The organism is Pseudomonas sp. TWP3-2 (genome assembly GCF_049897765.1).
Taxonomy (GTDB): Bacteria; Pseudomonadota; Gammaproteobacteria; order Pseudomonadales; family Pseudomonadaceae; genus Aquipseudomonas.
Map to the genome: position 1 here is coordinate 460,594 of NZ_JAFCWW010000002.1, position 20,177 is coordinate 480,770.

Consider the following 20,177-nt stretch of genomic DNA (forward strand, 5'->3'; position numbering starts at 1 on the left):
CTGATGACTGAATCGAACGACACGCCAATCCAGACGGAAGAAGGCGACGAGCGCCAACACCGCCGCATCAAGAGTTTCGTGATGCGCGCCGGGCGCATGACCGAAGGCCAGCAGAAAGGTCTTGATCAGGGCACGCCGCTGTTCGTCCTGCCATTGGCCGATACGCCGGTGGATTACGACCAGGTGTTCGGCCGCTCGGCGCCGCGCTCGCTGGAAATCGGTTTCGGCATGGGCCACTCGCTGCTGGAAATGGCCGCCGCTTCGCCGGAGCAGGATTTCATTGGCGTCGAGGTGCACCGTCCGGGTGTCGGCGCGCTGCTCAACGGCGTGCTGACGCAAGGCCTGACCAACCTGCGGGTCTACGATTGCGATGCGATCGAAGTGCTCAACCGCTGCATCGCCGACAACAGCCTTGATCGTCTGATGCTGTTCTTCCCCGATCCGTGGCACAAAAGTCGCCACCACAAGCGTCGCATCGTTCAGGCGTCCTTCGCTGAACTGGTGCGCAGCAAGCTCAAGGTCGGCGGTATTCTGCACATGGCCACCGACTGGGAACCGTACGCCGAATACATGCTGGAAGTGATGAACGTCGCTCCGGGCTATCGCAACCTCGCCGAAGACGGCAAGTGCGTGCCACGCCCAACCGAACGCCCGATCACCAAGTTCGAACGCCGCGGCGAACGACTTGGGCATGGTGTGTGGGATCTGAAGTTCGAAAAACAGTCCTGATTCCAGGATGTAGATGAACCTGTGGGAGCGGGCTTGCCCGCGATGAGGCCATAACATTCAACATTTTTTGTCGACTGTTATGCCGCCATCGCGGGCAAGCCCGCTCCCACAGGTTTTTGTGGTGGATACAATTCAGCGGCGGTCGGCTACTACGCCAATCAACACCAGCACCACCAACAACACCGGCGCCAAGCTGTAGTTGTTGAATTGGCTCAAACCCTTGATCACCCACGGTGTGGCGTAGATCAGTGCCGCGCCGCTGCCGATCAGGCACAGCAGCGCCATCAGTGGCACGCGCAGGGCGCCGGCGATACTGCCCAGACGTTGCTCGACCCAGCCTTTGAAGTCCGCGCCGAACAGCACCAGCAGGCAACCGACCAGCGCCAGAGCGATTTCCGAAAGGTTGCTGCGGCTCCAGCGGGACACGGTGGCGAGCAGGTCGAGAATCAAATCCATGGGTTTTTCCTTGGGGCTGCCGTTGGGCGTTGGGCTCAGCTCAGAAATTTCTGCAGCAAGTCGTTGAGGAACAGTTGTCCGCGCTCGGTGGCCGCCAGACGTGACGGTTCGACCTGCAACAAGCCGCTTTGTTCTGCCTCGCGGCGGTGTTCGTCGAGGCTTTCCAGTGACAGGCCGGTGCGTTCCGGATACAGGTGCGATTCGACGCCAGCAGTCAGGCGCAGTGCGTTCATCAGAAACTCGAACGGCATTTCGTCATTGGTCAGGGCTTTCTCGCCCGCCTGATAATGCTTGGCCGGGTTGAGATAGTCCTTCGGCAGCCGCGTCTTCCAGGTGCGCACGATGCGCCCGTCCGGATGGCTGAGTTTGCCGTGAGCGCCAGCGCCGATGCCGATGAAATCGCCGAAACTCCAGTAATTGAGGTTATGCCGCGCCGCGCGACCGGGTTGGGCATAAGCCGAAACCTCGTACTGCGCGTAGCCGTGCTCGGCCAGCAGCGCTTGCCCGGCCTCTTGAATGTCCCACAGCGTGTCGTCTTCCGGCAGCACGGGCGGCTGGTTCCAGAACACCGTGTTCGGTTCCAGCGTGAGTTGATACCAGGACAAGTGTGTAGGATTCAGCGCGATGGCCTGACGCAGGTCGCTCAAGGCGTCGTCCAGCGATTGATCGGGCAAACCGTGCATCAAGTCCAGGTTGAAGTTATCGAACCCGGCCTGGCGTGCCATGCCAGCAGCACGCACCGCTTCGTCACCGTTGTGGATCCGCCCAAGCGCTTCAAGCTTTTGTTGCTGAAAACTCTGGATGCCAATCGACAGGCGATTGATGCCCAGTTTGCGGTACGCGACGAATTTTTCTTGTTCGAAGGTGCCGGGGTTGGCTTCCAGAGTGATTTCGATGTCGTGAGCAAACGTGATGCGTTGTTCAACACCTTTCAACAGCCGCCCAAGCGCTTCGGCGCTGAACAGGCTTGGCGTGCCGCCGCCAAAAAAGATCGAACTCAACTCGCGGCCATACACCGCGTGCAAATCCTGATCGAGATCGGCGAGCAGCGCGTCGACGTACTCCTGCTCCGGCAGCACCGGGCTGGCGGTGTGCGAGTTGAAGTCGCAATACGGGCATTTGCGTACACACCACGGGATGTGGATGTACAGCGCCAGAGGCGGCAGCGTCGGCAACGGCGCCCGAGGCGAGGAGGCGGCGCCGCCAATGATCAGCGACGACGCGGAGGAATCGTGAGTCATTTCAAGCCCAGACGCTGGCGCAGCAGAACCATTGCACGGGCGCGGTGGCTGATCTGGTTCTTGTCGACCGGGCAAAGTTCGGCGCTGGAAACTTCGCGCTCCGGCACCCAGAACAGCGGGTCGTAGCCGAAACCGTGCTCGCCGCTGGCGGCGGTCAGGATGCGCCCGTGCCACAGGCCCTCGCAAAGGATCGGCAACGGATCGTCGGCATGTCGCACCAGCGCCAGTACGCAAACGAACTGCGCGCCGCGCTCGGCTTCAGGCACATCCTTCAAGGCATCCAGCAGTTTGGCGTTGTTCGCCGCATCGCCTTTACCGTCGGCATAGCGTGCCGAGTAGATGCCCGGCGCGCCGCCGAGAAAATCCACCGCCAAACCCGAGTCATCGGCCAGCGCCGGCAACCCGGAGATGCGCGCCGCGTTACGCGCCTTGAGGATCGCGTTTTCGACGAACGACAGACAGGTTTCTTCCGGCTCCACGCTGCTGAATTCGCCAATCGAGCGCAGTTGCACCGATTCGCCGAGCATGGCCTGGAGTTCTTTGAGTTTGCCGGCGTTATGGCTGGCCAGTACGAGCTGTGTGAGGTTCATCATTCGCCGGGGAAAAGTTCCTGGTTGAAATTGATGGTGTCGATCTTGTCGCCGGTCTGTACTTTGATCTCAAAAGTGCGCACTTCCTGCTGCTCGACCGGGTATTGGGCGATGTAGTAGATCGCGCCCTGTTCGGTGATCTGGCGGAAGGTCAGCGGCACGCTCTGGCTGGTCAGGTCTTTGACCGTGCCAGTCACCTGCGCGATGACTGGCTTGCCAGCCTTGATCACCGAGACGTTGATCACGCCTTGATTCTTGCTGCGGATCAGCTCGGCAGCCTTGGCGATGTCCGGCGTCAGAAACGTCGAGTTGAAGGTGTTGTAGTGCACCGTCACGTCGCCGAAGGTTTGCTTGCGCTCGCCCTTGATCACGTCGGCGGCCATGGCACTGATGCTCAGGCAGGCGGTTAACACGAACAACGCTAGACGACCCATGATCTCTCTCCTCGAAATGGCGTGTTTCAGACCGCGATCTGGTGATCCGCAAGCCCGGGGCTGCTGACGCGGTAGATACCGATCTCACCCAACAGATTAGGCCATAGCTTACTGGCCCACCCGTGGCGGTGCTGTTGATCCACGGCAAGCCGATCAATGACCTTGGCTTCGCGTTCGCGGCACAGTTCTTCAAAGTCTTCGAAGGTACAGAAGTGGATGTTCGGCGTGTTGTACCAGGTGTACGGCAGAAACTCCGACACCGGCATCCGGCCCTTGCTCGCCAGGTACCAGCGGCAGCGCCAGTGGCCGAAGTTGGGGAAGGTGATGATGCACTGACGCCCGACCCGCAGCATTTCGTCGAGGATCTTGTCCGGGTAATGCACGGCTTGCAGCGCCTGCGTCATCACCACCACGTCGAAACTGTTGCTGGCGAAGTTGCCCAGGCCCTTGTCCAGATCCTGCTCGATGACGTTGACGCCTTTGGCCACGCACTGCGCGATGTTGTCGGCGTCATTTTCCAGGCCATAACCGGTGACCTGCTTGTGGTCGCGCAGCCAGGTCAGCAACTCGCCATCACCGCAGCCGAGGTCGAGCACGCGGCTGCCGGCGGGGATCCATTCCTGGATGATTTCCAGATCAGCTCTCATGGCTTTCTCACAACGTGATTCGGTTCATGTAATTGCCGAACGCCTGCAAATAACGCGGGATCGGAATCAGGAAGGCGTCGTGGCCCTGCGGCGCGTCGATCTCCAGGTAGCTGACGTCCTTGCGCGCGGCCATCAGCGCGTCCACCAGCTCCCGCGAGCGGGCAGGGGAGAAGCGCCAGTCAGTGGTGAACGACATCACACAGAACTTGGCCGTAGCGTTGGCGAAGGTTTTCGCCAGGTCATCATCGAAGTTCGCCGCCGGATCGAAGTAATCCAGCGCCTTGGTCATCAACAGATAGGTGTTGGCATCGAAGCGCCCGGAGAACTCTTCGCCCTGATAGCGCAAGTAGCTTTCGACCTGGAATTCGACGCTGTGGAAGTCGTAGTTGAGCTTCTCGCTCTTCAGGCCCCGGCCGAATTTCTCGCCCATCGAATCGTCGGACAGATACGTGATGTGCCCGACCATCCGCGCCAGCATCAGGCCGCGCTTGGGGATTACGCCGGCTTCCTGGAACGAGCCACCGTGGAATTCCGGGTCGGTGAGGATCGCCTGACGCGCCACTTCGTTGAAGGCGATGTTCTGCGCCGACAGCTTGGGGGCCGAGGCGATGGCCAGGCAATGCCGCACGCGATCCGGGTAAGTGATGGTCCATTGCAGCGCCTGCATGCCGCCGAGGCTGCCGCCGATCACTGCCGCCCATTGGCCGATGCCGAGCAGGTCAGCGAGACGCGCCTGGCTGTGCACCCAGTCTTCCACGGTCAGCACCGGGAAATCGGCGCCGAAGGGCTTGCCGGTCTCGGGGTTGATGCTGCTCGGGCCGGTGGAGCCGTTGCATCCACCGAGGTTGTTCAGGCTGACCACGAAGAATTTGCTGGTGTCGATCGGCTTGCCGGGGCCGATGCAGCTGTCCCACCAACCGGGCTTGCGGTCGTCGACGCTGTGATAACCGGCGGCGTGATGATGGCCGGACAAGGCGTGGCAGATCAGCACGGCGTTGCTCGCCTGTGCGTTCAGCGTACCGTAGGTTTCGTAGATCAGGTCATAAGCGGGCAGCGACCGGCCACAGGCCAGGGCCAGCGGTTCGCTGAAGTGCGCCGTTTGCGGCGTCACCAGACCAACAGAATCGGGGGGAAAGGCAGCTGGCATCGACCCTGCTCTCGTTGAAATGAGGCGTAAGTCTAAAGACCGGGGGGGTTAGCGGCAAGCGGCCCTCACCCTAACCCTCTCCCGGAGGGAGAGGGGACTGATCGAGGCGATCTTCAGAGCGACGCCGACCTGAAATTTCCGCGCCGGACTCCGGTCTCGGAAACAACACAGCTGAGCTCCCTCTCCCTCGGGAGAGGGCTGGGGTGAGGGGAGAGGCCGACACGGAATCAGACCGAACAACGCCCACACCGCCCCAGCAAAAACCGATCACATCAACAAACGCAATATCTCCGGCATCATCGTCATCGCCGCCAGGTTGTTGATCACCAACATATCGATCAACTTCAACACCAGGAACGCGAAGATCGGCGATAGATCCAGGCCACCAAGATTTGGCAGGAAGCGACGGAACGGCGCCAGAGCCGGTTCACAGATCTGGTTCACCAGTTCAGCGCCCGGGTTATGGCTGCCCGGTGCGACCCAAGACAGAATGATGCTGATGATCATGGCCCAGAAGAAGATCTTCAGGAACAGCGCGGCCACGCCGATCAGCGACCAGATAAACAGTTGCAGCGGATTGCCGGTGGTGCCGTACGTCAGCAGCAGGGTCAGGGCCATCAGCGCCAGTTGCACCAGAATTGCCAGTACCAGCGACGACATGTCCAGACCGAACATGCTCGGGATGATCCGGCGCAGTGGCTTGAGCAGCGGCTGGGTGGCTTTGACGATGAACTGGCAGAGCGGGTTGTAGAAGTTCGCGCGCACCAGTTGCAGAACGAAGCGCAACAACACGATCAGCAGATATAGACTGCCGAGGGTTTGCAGCACGTAAACCGCTGCGGTGTTCAATCCAATCATGTAAGGCTCCTTATTTGCCCAGTTGTTCGGCCATTTCGGCCGAGCGGTGCGCGGCGGCGCCGAGTGCTTTTTCTACCAGCGCTTCGAAGCCGCCAGCCTGGAACGATTTGATCGCGGCTTCAGTGGTGCCGGCCGGCGAGGTCACGCGACGGCGCAGTTCGGCGGCGTCAACGTCACTGGAAACGGCCATATGCGCGGCGCCGAGAGCGGTTTGCAAAGTCAGTTGTTCGGCGGTTTCTTTTGGCAGACCGAGTTTGACGCCAGCGGCAGTCATGGCTTCGATCAGCAGGAAGAAGTACGCCGGGCCGGAGCCGGACACGGCAGTGACTGCGTCCAGTTGCAGCTCTTCGTTCAGCCACAGCGCGATGCCGACGGCGGACAGCAACTCTTCGGCCTGCTGACGCTGCTCGGCAGTCACTTCGCCGGTGGCGTACAAGCCGCTGACGCCTTGGCGCAGCAGCGCCGGAGTATTCGGCATGCAGCGCACAATCGGCTGCTCGCCGAGCCACGCGGTCATGCTCGCGCAGGTGATGCCGGCAGCAATCGAGACCACCAGTTGATGGGGTTTGAGGCTCGGGCGAATCGCTTCGCATACGGCTTTCATGGCTTGCGGCTTGACCGCTAGCACTACTACGTCGGCGCCGTCGATGGCCTGAGCGTTGTCGGCGAAGGTTTCGATGCCGTGCTCGCGGCTGACGCGCGTGCGGGTTTCTTCACCCGGATCGCTGGCGCGGATCAGCGCGGCGTCCAGACCCTTGGCCCGCAGGCCGCCGATCAGGCTGGCGGCCATGTTGCCGGCACCGATAAAGGCAATACGTGTGTCGCTCATGTCTGATCCTTATCTGGAAATGTTCAAGATTGGGAATAGTCTCTGGCGCCAAACAGGGCCGTACCAATACGTACCCAAGTGGCGCCTTGGGCAATGGCCGACTCTAGGTCGTGGCTCATGCCCATGGAAAGTGTGTCGAGCGGCAGATCGAGGCTGGCTTGCAAGTGTTGTACGGCGGCAAACGCCGCGTCCTGTTCGGCGCGATCTTCGGTCGGCTCGGGAATCGCCATCAATCCGCGCAACTTGATCCGTGGCAACGCACTGATCGCTTGCGCCAATGCCGGCAGGTCAGTCGGAGTGCAGCCGGACTTGCTGGCTTCACCGCTGACGTTGACCTGAATGCAGATGTTTAGCGGCGGCATGTTCGCCGGGCGTTGTTCGGACAGGCGTTGGGCGATTTTCAAACGATCCACAGAGTGCACCCAAGCGAAATGCTCGGCGATGGCGCGAGTCTTGTTCGATTGAATGGGGCCGATGAAGTGCCAGATCAAGGGCAGGTCGGCCAGTTCGAGCTGTTTGGCCAAGGCTTCCTGCAGATAGTTCTCGCCAAAATCCCGCAGGCCGGCGGCGTACGCTTCACGCAGGGCTGCGGCGGGTTTGGTCTTGCTCACGGCCAATAGCTGGACGCTGTTTTCGGCGCGCCCGGCGGATTCGGCGGCGGCACGGATGCGCGAACTAACCTGAACAATGTTGTCTGCTATCGTGGACATCAAGAGGCGCCAGCGGTCTGAAGGTTCGCGGCATTCTACTGGAATTGAGGGACGCTATGGATATCACTGAACTGCTGGCCTTCAGCGCCAAACAGGGCGCTTCCGACCTGCACTTGTCGGCCGGATTGCCGCCGATGATCCGCGTCGATGGCGATGTGCGGCGGATCAATCTGCCGGCGCTCGATCACAAACAAGTGCACGAATTGATCTACGCCATCATGAACGACACCCAGCGCGTGGACTTCGAGAAACATCTGGAAACCGACTTTTCCTTCGAAGTGCCCGGAGTCGCGCGCTTTCGGGTCAACGCCTTCAATCAGAATCGCGGCGCTGGCGCGGTGTTCCGCACCATTCCGTCGAAGGTGCTGAGCATGGAAGACCTCGGCATGGGCGACGTTTTCCGCAAGATTACCGACGCCCCGCGCGGGCTGGTGCTGGTCACCGGGCCGACTGGCTCGGGCAAGTCGACCACGCTGGCGGCGATGATCGATTACCTCAATACCCATCGCCATCACCACATCCTGACCATTGAAGACCCGATTGAATTCGTCCATGAATCGCGCAAATGCCTGATCAATCAGCGTGAAGTCCACCGTGATACCCGCAGTTTCGCCACAGCGCTGCGTTCGGCATTGCGTGAAGATCCGGACGTGATTCTGGTCGGCGAGATGCGCGATCTGGAAACCATCCGCCTGGCGCTGACCGCCGCGGAAACCGGACACCTGGTGTTCGGCACGCTGCACACCACGTCGGCGGCCAAAACCATCGACCGGGTGGTGGACGTGTTTCCCGGTGACGAGAAGTCCATGGTGCGTTCGATGCTCTCGGAATCGCTGCTGGCGGTGGTGTCGCAGACGCTGATCAAGAAGATCGGTGGCGGTCGGGTGGCGGCGCACGAGATCATGCTCGGCACGTCGGCGATCCGCAATTTGATCCGCGAGGACAAGGTCGCGCAGATGTATTCGTCGATTCAGACCGGTGGGTCGTTGGGCATGCAGACACTCGATATGTGCCTGAAGGAACTGGTGACCAAGGGCTTGATCAGCCGCGAGCATGCGCGAGAGAAAGCGCGTACGCCGGATAATTTCTGAGGGCCAAAAGCAAAAGATCGCAGCCTGCGGCAGCTCCTACAGGGAAACGCTAATCCCGTGTAGGAGCTGCCGCAGGCTGCGATCTTTTGATCTTGCTGTAAGGCTTAGCGCTGAACCACGCGCAACTGGTTCGGTTCTTTCGGCAACACACGCTTGGCAACCACGTAGTGTTTTTCCCAGTACGGCTTGTTCAGTGTGTCGATGCTCACCGACTTGCCACGACGCGGTGCGTGGATAAAGCGGTCGTTGCCCAGGTAGATGGCAACGTGATTGACCCGACGACTCTTGATGTTGAAGAAAATCAGATCGCCCGGCTTCAGATCCTTGCGTTCGACTTTCTCGCCGTGGCCGCTGGCCATGGCGTTCGAGGTGCGTGGCAGGTCGAACGTAGCGTCGTTGAACGCGTATTTCACCAGACCGCTGCAATCAAAGCCTTTACTTGGGCTGCTGCCGCCCCAACGATACGGAGTACCGAGGACGTTTACCGCGCGGCTGAGGACATTGCTGCTTTCCTTGCTCGCCATCGGTGGCACCAGCTTGCTGTTGCCTTTGCTGCTCAGCGTGGTGGTTTTGCTCTGCTTGCTCTTGTTCGAGGGAGCAGAAGCATGGGATTTCGGGGTGAAACCGTTAACGTTGGGAAGACGTTGCTCACGATTGGTGGCGTGGGCGGCCAGTGGCAGTAACAGGCAAATGGTTAGCCATGTCTTGAAAAATGGTCGCATTAGGCGTGGCTCTTAAGTGATAGCGCGCAACTTTATAACAGCTTTTTTGTCCCTTCCGAGGCCGTTGGTCGATTCAAGCGGCGGGCAACGGAACCAAATAAGCGGCAAATTGACGCGATTGTCGGACACGAGTCCGATGCTATAAGGCTTTGACGGACGTCACCCTAACATTTGCCATACGTCGGCTACCTGTAAAAAAGTCACAAAGAATTCAACAATATTTATCTATCGTGTGCATCGAGGTCTTAATGAGCAGCTATCAGCTACCCCGTGTGAAAGAAAAAGACACCCACAGCAAATTCATCGGTTACCTGCTGTGGATATTCGGATTTACCGGCGCGCACCGCTTTTATTACGGCAAGCCGGTGACCGGGACGATCTGGTTTTTCACCCTTGGATTGTTGGGAATCGGCTGGCTGATCGACCTGTTTCTGATCCCGGCAATGGATCGCGAAGCAGATCTGCGTTTCACCGCAGGGCCGATCGAGTACAACGTGGCGTGGATTCTGCTGGCGTTTCTCGGCGTATTCGGCGTGCACCGGATGTATCAGGGCAAGTGGATCAGCGGATTGCTGTACTTGCTGACGGGCGGGTTGTTCTTTCTGGGGGTGTTGTATGACTTCTGGACGCTGAACGATCAGGTCTCGGTGCGTAACGCGCAGAATCGCGGCACCTTCCAGTAAGCCATCGCCAGCCTGCTGGCGATTGCGGCAACGCTGAGTGAAGATCAAAAGATCGCAGCCTGCGGCAGCTCCTACAGGTTGGAACGCATTCCATTGTAGGAGCTGCCGCAGGCTGCGATCTTTTGCTTTTAGGCTTGGTGGCTGATCCGCCCATCCACCAAGGTGTAGCGAACCACACCCGGCAAAGTGTGACCCAGGAACGGGCAGTTCTCACCCTTCGAGCGCCAGCCTTCACCGGCCACTGTCGAAGCCTTCGGATCGAACAGCACGATATCCGCTGCGCCACCCACCGCCAGCTTGCCCGCCGGCAGGCGCAAGGCGTCGGCCGGGCCAGCGCTCAAACGCGCGAGCAAGGTCGGCAGATCGAGCAGACCATCCTCAACCAGCGTCATCGCCAGCGGCAGCAGCAGCTCAACACTGCTGATGCCCGGCTCGGTCGCGCCGAACGGTGCCAGTTTCGCGTCACGTTCATGCGGTTGGTGATGGCTGGAGATGGCCGACACCACGCCGGACTTCACCGCTGCACGCAAACCATCGCGGTCGGCGCGGGTGCGCAGTGGCGGTTGTACGTGATACAGGCTGTTGAAGTCGATCAGCGCTTCGTCAGTCAGAATCAGCTGATACAGGGCGACATCCGCCGTCACCTTCAGACCACGCGCCTGCGCCTGAGCGATCAATGCCACGCCGCGCGCGCTGGTGAGCTGACTGAAATGCGCACGCACGCCAGTCTGCTCGACCAACAATAGATCCCGAGCCAGCGCGACTGTTTCAGCGGTTTCCGGAATGCCTGGCAGGCCAAGGAAACTTGCGGTCGGGCCTTCGTGCGCCAAACCACCTTCAGCCAGATCGTGATCCTGCGAATTGAAAATCACCGTCAGATCAAAGGTCGCCGCATAATCCAGCGCCCGGCACAGGGTGCGAGTGTTGCGGAAACTCTCGAGACCGTTGCCGAACGCCACGCAACCGGCGTCGCGCAGGGCCACCAGTTCGGCCAACTGTTCGCCGTCCAGACCTTTGCTCAGCGCGCCAATCGGGAACACCTTGGTGTTGCCGGCTTCGCGAGCGCGGTCGAGGATCAGCTCGGCCACCGCCGAGGTATCCAGCACCGGTTTGGTCTGTGGCGGGCAGCACAGGCTGGTCACGCCACCGGCGGCAGCGGCGCGGGTTTCGCTGGCAATCGAGCCTTTGCGGCTGTAGCCCGGCTCGCGCAGGGCGACGTTGAGGTCGACCAGTCCGGGCGCGGCTACCAGACCGCTGGCGTCGATAGTTTCCACGGCTGTGAAACCGGCCGGCGCAGCGCCAATTGCGATGATCTTGCAGGCTTCAACGTGAATATCGGTGATTTGATCCAGGCCACTGCTTGGATCGATGACGCGGGCGCCGAGAATGCTGAGCTTCACTGGGCGTTCTCCTGCTCGAATTGACGTTGCGCAGTCTGCCCGCTCATGGCCATCGACAGCACGGCCATACGGATCGCGATGCCGTAGGTAACTTGATTGAGGATCACCGAATGCGGGCCGTCGGCCACTGCGGATTCGATCTCCACGCCACGGTTGATCGGCCCCGGATGCATCACGATGCAATCGGGTTTGGCCCCGGCCAGACGCGCGGTGGTCAGGCCGAACAGGCGATAGAACTCGCCTTCACTCGGCAGCAGGCCGCCGGTCATGCGCTCGCGTTGCAGACGCAACATGATCACCACGTCAACGTCTTTCAGGCCTTCGGTCATGTCGGTGTAGACCTTCACGCCGTACTGCTCGATGCCGATCGGCAGCAATGTTTTCGGCGCGATCACGCGAATGTCCGGGCAGCCGAGGGTTTTCAGCGCGAGCATGTTCGACCGCGCGACCCGCGAGTGCAGGATGTCGCCGACGATGGCCACCGAGAGGTTTTCGAAGCTGCCCTTGTGCCGACGGATGGTCAGCATGTCGAGCATGCCCTGAGTCGGGTGCGCGTGACGGCCGTCGCCGCCGTTGATGATCGCCACTTGCGGGCAGACATGTTCGGCGATGAAGTGCGCAGCGCCGGAATCACCGTGGCGCACGACGAACATGTCGGCAGCCATCGCTTCGAGGTTGCGCAGGGTGTCGAGCAGCGTTTCGCCCTTGCTCGCCGACGAGGTCGAGACGTTCAGGGTGATCACGTCCGCTGACAGCCGTTGGGCGGCCAGTTCGAAGGTGGTACGGGTGCGCGTGGAGTTTTCAAAGAACACGTTGCACACGGTCTTGCCGCGCAGCAACGGGACTTTCTTCACCGCCCGGGCGCCGACTTCAAGGAACGAATCGGCAGTATCGAGGATTTCCGTCAGCAACTCGCGGCGCAGGCCGTCGAGCGAGAGGAAGTGGCGCAGCTGGCCCTGATCATTGAGCTGCAGCGGGCGCTTGGTATCTAGAGGCGTCATCGCGAGGGGGACTCTCAATAGGGCGGATTAAAGGGTGAAGTCTTGCAGTTCGAGCGTCAGCGGCTCCGGGCCGGACAGCTTCACGCGCTCGTGAGCGGCCAGCGACAGGGTCGCGCCCACCACGTTCGGGCGGATCGGCAGCTCGCCGGCGTCCAGATCCAGCAGGCACACCAGCGTCACGCTGGCCGGGCGGCCGTAGTCGAACAATTCGTTCATGGCGGCGCGGATGGTGCGGCCGCTCATCAGTACGTCGTCGATCAGCACCAGATGCTGGCCTTCGATCTCGAAGGGCAGGGCGGACGGGCGCACTTGCGGGTGCAGGCCGTTCTGGCTGAAATCGTCGCGGTAGAAGGACACATCCAGGGTGCCGAGCGGCGCATCGCTGCGCATTTCCTTGAGCAAGGCCTGGGCGACCCAGATGCCACCGGTGCGAATGCCGATGTAACGCGGTTCGCTGATGCCGCGCTGGGCCAGGTGCGCCTTGAGGCTAGTGGCCATCTGGCTGATCAGTTCGGCGGGATTGGGCAGACTCATGGTTGCTCCTTCTTTGACCCGAGCCGAATCCTGCCGGACGTGGCTCGGGGGTTTAGCCAAAAGAAAAGCGCCGTAGCGCTTCTCGAATTAAATGCGCTCAGGACGCAAACAGTGCAGTGTTTTCATCGAGCCAGCCTTGCAGCAGCAGGGCGGCGGCGATGGCGTCCACCGGGTTGTCGCGGTAGCTGCCTTTTTGTCCGCCACGCGCCAGGCGCTCGCCCTTGGCTTCGAAAGTGGTCAGGCGTTCATCGTGTGTATAGAAGGGCAGGTTGTAGCGGCCGTTGAGGCGGCGGGCGAATTTCTCGGCGCGTACGCACATGTCGCTTGGCGTGCCGTCCATGTTCAGCGGCAGGCCGACTACTACAGCGTCGGGTTTCCATTCCTTTATAAGCGCTTCGACCTGATTCCAGTCCGGAACGCCGTTTTGCGCTTTCAAGGTGCACAGCTCGCGGGCCTGGCCGGTAATCACCTGACCGACCGCGACGCCGATCTGTTTGGTGCCGTAATCGAAGCCGAGAATCAGACGCAGAGCCATCAGGCGTGTCCCGCCTGGCTGGTCAGCAAGCTGAGGTTGATCCCCAGATGCTTGGCTGCCGCTTCCAGACGCAGTTCGCTGCTGGTGTTGAACAGGATGTCCGCGTCATACGGGCAGTTGAGCCAGGCGTTGTCGGCGAATTCGGCTTCGAGTTGCCCGGCTTCCCAACCGGCGTAGCCGAGGGTGATCAGGCTTTTCGCCGGGCCGACGCCGTCTGCGATGGCGAACAGCACATCTTGAGAAGTGGAGAGCGCCAGATCGCCTTCCAGTTCGACGGTGGCCTGAAAGGTCTTGCCCGCCGGATGCAGGACAAACCCGCGATCAGTCTGCACCGGACCGCCGATGAAGATTGGCACGTGCTGGCACAGTGCTGGCGGCTCGATGTCCGGGCGCAGTTGTTCGAGGATGTCGGCCAGATTCAGCTCTTGCGGTCGATTGACCACCAGCCCCATTGCGCCATTGGCCGTGTGCTCGACGATGTAGGTCAAGGTGTGGGCAAAGTTCGGGTCGGCCATGTGTGGCATGGCGATCAGGAATTGATGCTTGAGGTAGCTGGGGCTGACGTTTTTCATGTGCGCTAGTGTGGCGTTCAAGGGGCGAACTGACAAGCTGGGGATGCGTTGCAAATGGTCTTCTGATCGTTCAACAGACCACTGTGGCGAGGGAGCTTGCTCCCGCTCGGCTGCGCAGCAGTCGCAAAATCTGCTGGCGCGGTGTGTCTCAAGAAAAGCAGGGGGCCGCTTCGCAGCCCAGCGGGAGCAAGCTCCCTCGCCACAAAAGCTGTACGGGTGGTATTCAGTTACTGGAAAGCTTGTCGCCCCGAGCGAATTTCCAGGTGCGGATGATTTCCAGTCGGTCGACATCTGCCAGATCGCCGCTGAACGGTGCAAACGGCGCTGCCAGCCGCACAATCCGCTGCGCCGCCTGATCCAGCAGCGGCTGGCCGGAGGATTCCAGCACCAGCACTTCATACAGCGAGCCGTCGCGGTTGATCGAAACCATCAGGCGCAGGTTGCCGTAAATCTGCTGGCGGCGCGCTTCGTCGGGATAATTCAGGTTGCCGATGCGCTCGACCTTCTTGCGCCAGTCATCCTTATACCAGGCGCCCTTGTCGCGCATGGTCGAGGCCGCGCTGAGGCGGTGGATACGCGGGCGTTTGGCGTACAGCTGTTGTTCGTTGGCCAGTTCCGCTTCGAGACTGGCGATGTCGCTGGACAGCTGCGAGCTGTCGAACGTCGGCGCATCGACCGTCGGTTTGATCGGGGTTTTGGCTTCTTCTTTCTTGGTCGGGGCTTTTTTTGGCTTCGGCGCGACGGTGGTCACCGCAGCCTTGGGCGCGGCCTCCTGCACCTGCGGCTTGGCGGCCGGCGGCGGGGTGACCTTCTTCACCTCGTTGGCCTGGAACGGCGCGACTTCAGTCGTCTTCGGAATCGCCTTCTTATCGAGCGTGCCGCTGCCTTCCTGATTTTCCTGCGCAAGGAAATCGGCCTTCTTCGGCTTGCTTTCGCTCTTGAACGTGGCGAGGGTGATTTCCAGGGTTTTGCTGATCTGCTTGGGCTCGACCATGGTGAAACCCACGCCAAGCAGCAGCGCCAAATGGATCAGCGCCGCGAGAAACAGGGTAAATCCGAGGCGATCGACCGGGCGCACGCCACGATGGGCGAGTTCTGCGGGCAGATCGGACGGGAGGGTCATGACAAGTAAACCAACATCGCGTTTTTCACAGGCCGCGCATGATAACGCAATGTTGGTCGCATCTTGGTTGTTCTAACTCAACGAGCCTTGAGCTTCTGATCGATGGCATCCATCAGCATGCCGCCGATGTCGGTGCCGAACGCGTTGTCGATCTCGCGGATGCAGGTCGGGCTGGTGACGTTGATTTCGGTCAGGTGCTCGCCGATCACGTCCAGACCGACGAACAGCAGACCTTTCTCGCGCAGGGTCGGGCCGACTTGTGCGGCGATCCAGCGATCCTTGTCGGTCAGCGGACGTGCTTCACCACGACCACCGGCCGCGAGGTTGCCACGGGTTTCGCCCTGAGCGGGGATCCGCGCCAGGCAGTAATCCACCGGCTCGCCGTCGATCATCAGGATGCGTTTGTCGCCGTCCTTGATCGCCGGCAGGTAGGCTTGGCCCATGATCTGCTGGCCGCCGAGAGCGGTCAGGGTTTCCAGAATCACCGACAGGTTCGGGTCGCCGGCACGGTGACGGAAAATCGAGGTGCCGCCCATGCCGTCCAGCGGCTTGAGGATCACGTCGCCGTGTTTGGCGGCGAATTCACGCAGCACGTCGGCGCGGCGGCTGACCACGGTTGGCGGCGTGCACTGCGGGAACAGCGTGGCGAACAGCTTTTCATTGCAGTCGCGCAGGCTCTGCGGCTTGTTCACCACTAGCACGCCAGCGGCCTCGGCCTGCTCCAGCAGATAGGTGGAGTAAACGAACTCCATGTCGAACGGCGGATCCTTGCGCATCAGGATCACGTCCAGATCGCTCAGCAGCGAATCCTGCTCGGCGTCCAGTTCGAACCATTTTTCCGGGTTGGCGAACACCTTCAGCGGACGCATGCGCGCCCGCGCCTGACCTTCGCCCTGATACAGGTCGCGCTGTTCCATATAGAACAGTTCCCAGCCGCGCTTCTGCGCGGCCAGCAGCATGGCCAGCGAGCTATCCTTTTTATAGGAAATGCTGGCGATAGGGTCCATGACAATCCCGACGCGAACGCTCATTGGGTTTTCCTCGAAAATGGGCTACCGGAACGGTATGAAAAAAGTGCCGCCAGAGTGGCGCCGGGCGGGTTTGCGGTCAAGGAAAAACCCGTCGATAGATTGCATCTGGAGACTGTGCTAAAAAGGCTGGCAATACGTGCTGGCCCTTGAGCATCAAGGGTTTGAAGCCAGCGGTCATCGCAAAACGGACAAATTGATTCGCAAAGGCGACGGTAGAGCCCCCTTATGGAACAGCAGTCCAGCGCCTTGAAGGTCATGGTGATCGACGACTCGAAAACGATTCGTCGCACCGCCGAAACATTGTTGAAAAATGCGGGTTGCGAAGTCATCACGGCAATCGACGGTTTCGACGCTCTGGCGAAGATCGCCGATAACCATCCCGGGATCATTTTTGTCGACATCATGATGCCGCGTCTGGATGGTTATCAGACCTGCGCTTTAATCAAGAACAACAGCGCGTTCAAGGCCACGCCGGTGATCATGCTGTCGTCGCGTGACGGGCTGTTCGACAAGGCCAAGGGGCGGATTGTCGGTTCCGATCAATTTTTGACCAAGCCTTTCAGCAAGGAAGAACTGCTCGACGCGATTTCGGCCCATGTTCCGGGCTTCGCCGCCGTTTTGCCGCAGTAAGACATGTATACAGACGCGCGGTCAGCGGGCCGTGGGTCGACAAGAAAATGGGGAAAACCATGGCACGTATTCTGATCGTCGATGATTCGCCGACCGAAATGTACAAACTGACCGGCATGCTCGAAAAGCACGGTCATGAAGTGTTGAAAGCCGAAAACGGTGCCGACGGCGTCGCCTTGGCCCGTCAGGAAAAACCCGACGCGGTGCTGATGGATATCGTCATGCCCGGCCTCAACGGCTTTCAGGCCACGCGCCAGTTGACCAAAGACCCGGACACCGGGCACATCCCGGTGATCATCATCACCACCAAGGATCAGGAAACCGACAAGGTCTGGGGCACCCGTCAGGGCGCCAAGGACTACCTGACCAAACCGGTCGACGAAGAAACCCTGATCAAAACCCTGAACAACGTGCTGGCCGGTTGATCGCGCAGCCATGAGCGAGTCGCTGACCGCGTTCGAGCTGTTATGGCAGATCGACCAGCGCTGCCGTTTGCTGGCGGCGGACTTGCCGTCGCAAGCGGCGCGCGAGGATCGCTGGAGCGGCATCGGCTTTCGTCTCGGCGAACACTGGTATGTCGCGCCGATGGGCGAAGTCAGCGAAGTGCTGCCGGAACCGCGCTTCACTCAATTGCCCGGGGTCAAGCCGTGGGTCAAGGGTGTGGCTAACCTGCGCGGGCGTTTGCTGCCGATCATGGATCTGTGCGGGTTCTTCGGCCATGAGCTGTCGCCGATGCGCAAGCAGCGGCGGGTATTGGTGGTGGAGCATCAGGACGTGTTTGCCGGGCTGATCGTCGATGAAGTGTTCGGCTTGCAGCATTTCGAACAGGACAGTTTTGAACCGATGCCGATCAGCCAGCGCCACGGCTCGAAGGCCGAGTTCGTGCAGGGGCATTTCCGCCGCGAACAGGACTGGCGCGTGTTCAGCCTGTTTGCGCTGGCGCAGTCACCGGTGTTCATGAACGTAGCGGTATAACAGATCCAATACCGTCCACTGTGGGAGCGGGCTTGCCCGCGATGAGGCCGGCACATCCGAAATTGATTGCGACTGACTTGACGCCATCGCGGGCAAGCCCGCTCCCACAGGGTATTCGGTGAGCTTCAAATAGTGCGGGAATAGGCGAGGACCGATGACAAAAGCAAAAACAGGCAAGCCCGCAGAAGGCTCGCGCAGCCGCTCGCAGATCATCGTGCTGTTTATCGCGCTGATCGTGTTCATCATGCTGCTGTTCGCCAACTTCGCTTACCTCAACACCCAGGCCAACTACGACAAGCAGTACATCGGCCACGCCGGGGAACTGCGCGTGCTCTCGCAACGCATCGCCAAGAATGCCACCGAAGCCGCCGCCGGCAAGGCTGCCGCGTTCAAGTTGCTCAGCGATGCGCGCAACGATTTCGCGCAGCGCTGGGGCTATCTGAAAAAGGGTGACCCGCAGACCAGCCTGCCGCCAGCACCTTCCGCCGTACGCCCGGAAATGCGCGCCGTGCAGCTGGACTGGGAACGCTTGCTGAAAAACACCGACGCGATTCTTTCCAGCGAACAGACCGTACTCTCGCTACATCAAGTCGCCGCAACCCTGGCCGAAACCGTGCCGCAGTTGCAGATCGAATACGAAAAAGTCGTCGAAATCCTCATCCAGCGCGGTGCCCCCTCCGCACAAGTGGCGATGGCCCAGCGTCAATCGTTGCTCGCCGAGCGCATTCTCGGCGCGGTCAACACCGTGCTGTCCGGCGACGAAAACTCCCAGCAAGCCGCCGACGCTTTCGGCCGCGACGCCGCGCGTTTTGGCCAGGTGCTCAACGGTATGCTGCAGGGCAACCCGGCACTGAAAATCAGCCAGGTCGAGGATCGTGATGCGCGTGCTCGCCTGAGCGAGATTTCCGAGCTGTTCCAGTTCGTCTCAGGCTCCGTGGATGAAATCCTCGAAACCTCGCCCGAGCTGTTCAAGGTGCGCGAGTCCGCCACCAACATTTTCAGCCTGTCGCAAACCCTGCTCGACGAAGCCTCGCATCTGGCCACGCGTTTCGAAAACCTGGCCGGCGGGCGCAGCACCGACACCATCGGTGGCTACGTTTTGGGCTTGCTGGCGCTGGCCTCGATCATCCTGATCGGCCTGGTCATGGTGCGCGAAACCAACCGCCAGTTGCGCGAGACCGCCGAGAAGAACGAGCGCAACCAGAACGCGATCATGCGTCTGCTCGACGAAATCGAAGACCTTGCCGACGGCGACCTGACCGTGACCGCCTCGGTCACCGAAGACTTCACCGGCACCATCGCCGACTCGATCAACTATTCGGTCGACCAATTGCGCGATCTGGTCGCGACCATCAACCTTACCGCCGGCCAGGTTGCCGCCGCGGTGCAGGAAACCCAGGCCACGGCGATGCATCTGGCCCAAGCCTCCGAGCATCAGGCGCAGCAGATTTCCGAAGCTTCGACCGCCATCAGTGACATGGCCGAATCGATCGATCAGGTGTCGGCCAACGCCGCTGAATCCTCGGCGGTGGCCGAGCGTTCGGTGGAGATTGCCAACAAGGGCAACGAGGTGGTGCACAACACCATCCACGGCATGGACAACATTCGCGAGCAGATTCAGGACACCGCCAAACGCATCAAGCGTCTCGGTGAGTCATCGCAGGAAATCGGCGACATCGTCAGCCTGATCGACGACATTGCCGACCAGACCAACATACTCGCCCTGAACGCCGCGATTCAGGCTTCGATGGCCGGAGACGCCGGACGCGGTTTCGCCGTGGTTGCCGATGAAGTGCAGCGGCTGGCCGAGCGCTCGTCCGCCGCCACTCGGCAGATCGAAACGTTGGTGCGGGCGATTCAGACCGACACCAACGAAGCCGTGATTTCCATGGAACAGACCACCACCGAAGTGGTACGCGGCGCACGGCTGGCGCAGGATGCCGGTGTGGCGCTGGAAGAAATCGAAGGCGTATCGAAGACCCTCGCGGCGCTGATCCAGAGCATTTCCAACGCGGCGCAGCAGCAGACCTCTTCGGCCGGGCAGATCTCGCTGACGATGAACGTGATCCAGCAGATCACCTCGCAGACCTCGTCCGGCTCCACAGCCACTGCCGAGAGCATCGGCAATCTGGCGAAGATGGCCAGTCAGTTGCGCCGTTCGGTGTCCGGTTTCACCTTGCCGGCGGAACCGGGCGCGGCGACGGACAAGGCTTGAGGCAGCATGTTGAGCGGAGCGGTT

Annotated in this window: 24 protein-coding genes; 7 read left to right on the top strand and 17 right to left on the bottom strand. The window is 60.8% G+C overall.

The features are described from left to right. Nucleotides 1-3: 3 nt before the first annotated feature. Complete coding sequence (trmB, locus tag ACP7EE_RS05285; protein ID WP_426233814.1) at nucleotides 4-729, top strand: tRNA (guanosine(46)-N7)-methyltransferase TrmB; 726 nt, start codon at nucleotides 4-6, stop codon at nucleotides 727-729. A gap of 132 nt (nucleotides 730-861) precedes the next feature. Here trmB and ACP7EE_RS05290 read toward each other — a convergent pair whose 3' ends face one another. From ACP7EE_RS05290 to ACP7EE_RS05330, 9 genes are all read right to left on the bottom strand, one after another. Next, the gene (locus ACP7EE_RS05290; RefSeq protein ID WP_008083808.1) at nucleotides 862-1,185 is read right to left on the bottom strand and encodes a DUF3392 domain-containing protein; all 324 of its coding nucleotides are present in this window, start codon (nucleotides 1,183-1,185) and stop codon (nucleotides 862-864) included. Between the two features lie 35 nt (nucleotides 1,186-1,220). Next, nucleotides 1,221-2,426 carry a radical SAM family heme chaperone HemW gene (hemW, locus tag ACP7EE_RS05295; protein ID WP_426233815.1) on the bottom strand — a complete coding sequence of 402 codons (1,206 nt, stop codon included), beginning with the start codon at nucleotides 2,424-2,426 and terminating at the stop codon, nucleotides 1,221-1,223. After that, nucleotides 2,423-3,019, bottom strand: coding sequence for an RdgB/HAM1 family non-canonical purine NTP pyrophosphatase (rdgB, locus tag ACP7EE_RS05300; protein WP_426233816.1), 597 nt, complete (start codon nucleotides 3,017-3,019; stop codon nucleotides 2,423-2,425). Before rdgB ends, hemW begins: the two co-directional genes overlap by 4 nt. Beyond that, nucleotides 3,016-3,450 carry a DUF4426 domain-containing protein gene (locus tag ACP7EE_RS05305; protein WP_426233817.1) on the bottom strand — a complete coding sequence of 145 codons (435 nt, stop codon included), beginning with the start codon at nucleotides 3,448-3,450 and terminating at the stop codon, nucleotides 3,016-3,018. Before ACP7EE_RS05305 ends, rdgB begins: the two co-directional genes overlap by 4 nt. Before the next feature lie 26 nt (nucleotides 3,451-3,476). Continuing rightward, nucleotides 3,477-4,097, bottom strand: a complete 621-nt coding sequence (gene metW / locus ACP7EE_RS05310) for a methionine biosynthesis protein MetW (protein ID WP_420647357.1) — start codon at nucleotides 4,095-4,097, stop codon at nucleotides 3,477-3,479. Between the two features lie 7 nt (nucleotides 4,098-4,104). After that, entirely contained in the window at nucleotides 4,105-5,244 is a 1,140-nt protein-coding gene (gene metX, locus ACP7EE_RS05315) for a homoserine O-succinyltransferase MetX (protein WP_426205253.1), read from the bottom strand. 267 nt (nucleotides 5,245-5,511) lie between these two features. Then, a complete protein-coding gene (locus ACP7EE_RS05320; RefSeq protein WP_420647355.1) occupies nucleotides 5,512-6,102 on the bottom strand; it encodes a YggT family protein in 591 nt (196 codons plus the stop codon). 10 nt (nucleotides 6,103-6,112) lie between these two features. Further along, a complete protein-coding gene (gene proC, locus ACP7EE_RS05325; RefSeq protein ID WP_426233818.1) occupies nucleotides 6,113-6,931 on the bottom strand; it encodes a pyrroline-5-carboxylate reductase in 819 nt (272 codons plus the stop codon). A gap of 23 nt (nucleotides 6,932-6,954) precedes the next feature. Then, nucleotides 6,955-7,641 carry a YggS family pyridoxal phosphate-dependent enzyme gene (locus ACP7EE_RS05330; protein ID WP_426233819.1) on the bottom strand — a complete coding sequence of 229 codons (687 nt, stop codon included), beginning with the start codon at nucleotides 7,639-7,641 and terminating at the stop codon, nucleotides 6,955-6,957. A gap of 56 nt (nucleotides 7,642-7,697) precedes the next feature. Here ACP7EE_RS05330 and ACP7EE_RS05335 point away from each other — a divergent pair, with 56 nt between their 5' ends. Next, the gene (locus tag ACP7EE_RS05335; protein ID WP_420647352.1) at nucleotides 7,698-8,732 is read left to right on the top strand and encodes a type IV pilus twitching motility protein PilT; all 1,035 of its coding nucleotides are present in this window, start codon (nucleotides 7,698-7,700) and stop codon (nucleotides 8,730-8,732) included. 104 nt (nucleotides 8,733-8,836) lie between these two features. On the opposite strand, the gene ACP7EE_RS05340 is transcribed toward ACP7EE_RS05335, so the two are convergent. Further along, nucleotides 8,837-9,454, bottom strand: coding sequence for a C40 family peptidase (locus ACP7EE_RS05340; protein ID WP_426205250.1), 618 nt, complete (start codon nucleotides 9,452-9,454; stop codon nucleotides 8,837-8,839). 248 nt (nucleotides 9,455-9,702) lie between these two features. Here ACP7EE_RS05340 and ACP7EE_RS05345 point away from each other — a divergent pair, with 248 nt between their 5' ends. Further along, on the top strand, nucleotides 9,703-10,137 hold the full coding sequence (locus ACP7EE_RS05345) for an NINE protein (protein WP_426205249.1): 435 nt from the start codon (nucleotides 9,703-9,705) through the stop codon (nucleotides 10,135-10,137). A 128-nt stretch (nucleotides 10,138-10,265) separates the two neighbouring features. Here ACP7EE_RS05345 and ACP7EE_RS05350 read toward each other — a convergent pair whose 3' ends face one another. The 7 genes from ACP7EE_RS05350 to gshB form a co-directional block, all read right to left on the bottom strand. Beyond that, complete coding sequence (locus ACP7EE_RS05350; RefSeq protein ID WP_426233820.1) at nucleotides 10,266-11,537, bottom strand: dihydroorotase; 1,272 nt, start codon at nucleotides 11,535-11,537, stop codon at nucleotides 10,266-10,268. Next, the gene (locus ACP7EE_RS05355) at nucleotides 11,534-12,538 is read right to left on the bottom strand and encodes an aspartate carbamoyltransferase catalytic subunit (protein ID WP_095164512.1); all 1,005 of its coding nucleotides are present in this window, start codon (nucleotides 12,536-12,538) and stop codon (nucleotides 11,534-11,536) included. Before ACP7EE_RS05355 ends, ACP7EE_RS05350 begins: the two co-directional genes overlap by 4 nt. 27 nt (nucleotides 12,539-12,565) lie before the next feature. Beyond that, on the bottom strand, nucleotides 12,566-13,072 hold the full coding sequence (gene pyrR, locus ACP7EE_RS05360) for a bifunctional pyr operon transcriptional regulator/uracil phosphoribosyltransferase PyrR (RefSeq protein ID WP_426233821.1): 507 nt from the start codon (nucleotides 13,070-13,072) through the stop codon (nucleotides 12,566-12,568). 97 nt (nucleotides 13,073-13,169) lie between these two features. After that, a complete protein-coding gene (gene ruvX, locus ACP7EE_RS05365; protein WP_420647347.1) occupies nucleotides 13,170-13,607 on the bottom strand; it encodes a Holliday junction resolvase RuvX in 438 nt (145 codons plus the stop codon). Further along, entirely contained in the window at nucleotides 13,607-14,179 is a 573-nt protein-coding gene (locus ACP7EE_RS05370; protein WP_420647524.1) for a YqgE/AlgH family protein, read from the bottom strand. The genes ruvX and ACP7EE_RS05370 overlap by 1 nt, the downstream gene beginning before the upstream one ends. A 223-nt stretch (nucleotides 14,180-14,402) precedes the next feature. Further along, nucleotides 14,403-15,302, bottom strand: coding sequence for an energy transducer TonB (locus tag ACP7EE_RS05375; protein ID WP_426233822.1), 900 nt, complete (start codon nucleotides 15,300-15,302; stop codon nucleotides 14,403-14,405). A gap of 77 nt (nucleotides 15,303-15,379) precedes the next feature. Continuing rightward, nucleotides 15,380-16,333: a glutathione synthase gene (gene gshB / locus ACP7EE_RS05380; protein WP_426233823.1), complete on the bottom strand. Its 954-nt coding sequence runs from the start codon at nucleotides 16,331-16,333 to the stop codon at nucleotides 15,380-15,382. 225 nt (nucleotides 16,334-16,558) lie between these two features. Between gshB and pilG the strand changes: the two genes are divergently transcribed. From pilG to ACP7EE_RS05400, 4 genes are all read left to right on the top strand, one after another. Continuing rightward, the gene (gene pilG / locus ACP7EE_RS05385; RefSeq protein ID WP_420647344.1) at nucleotides 16,559-16,963 is read left to right on the top strand and encodes a twitching motility response regulator PilG; all 405 of its coding nucleotides are present in this window, start codon (nucleotides 16,559-16,561) and stop codon (nucleotides 16,961-16,963) included. 59 nt (nucleotides 16,964-17,022) lie between these two features. Then, complete coding sequence (gene pilH, locus ACP7EE_RS05390; protein WP_027926574.1) at nucleotides 17,023-17,388, top strand: twitching motility response regulator PilH; 366 nt, start codon at nucleotides 17,023-17,025, stop codon at nucleotides 17,386-17,388. Between the two features lie 10 nt (nucleotides 17,389-17,398). Then, complete coding sequence (locus ACP7EE_RS05395) at nucleotides 17,399-17,938, top strand: chemotaxis protein CheW (protein ID WP_426205244.1); 540 nt, start codon at nucleotides 17,399-17,401, stop codon at nucleotides 17,936-17,938. Between the two features lie 154 nt (nucleotides 17,939-18,092). Next, nucleotides 18,093-20,153, top strand: coding sequence for a methyl-accepting chemotaxis protein (locus ACP7EE_RS05400; RefSeq protein ID WP_426233824.1), 2,061 nt, complete (start codon nucleotides 18,093-18,095; stop codon nucleotides 20,151-20,153). Nucleotides 20,154-20,177: the final 24 nt, after the last annotated feature.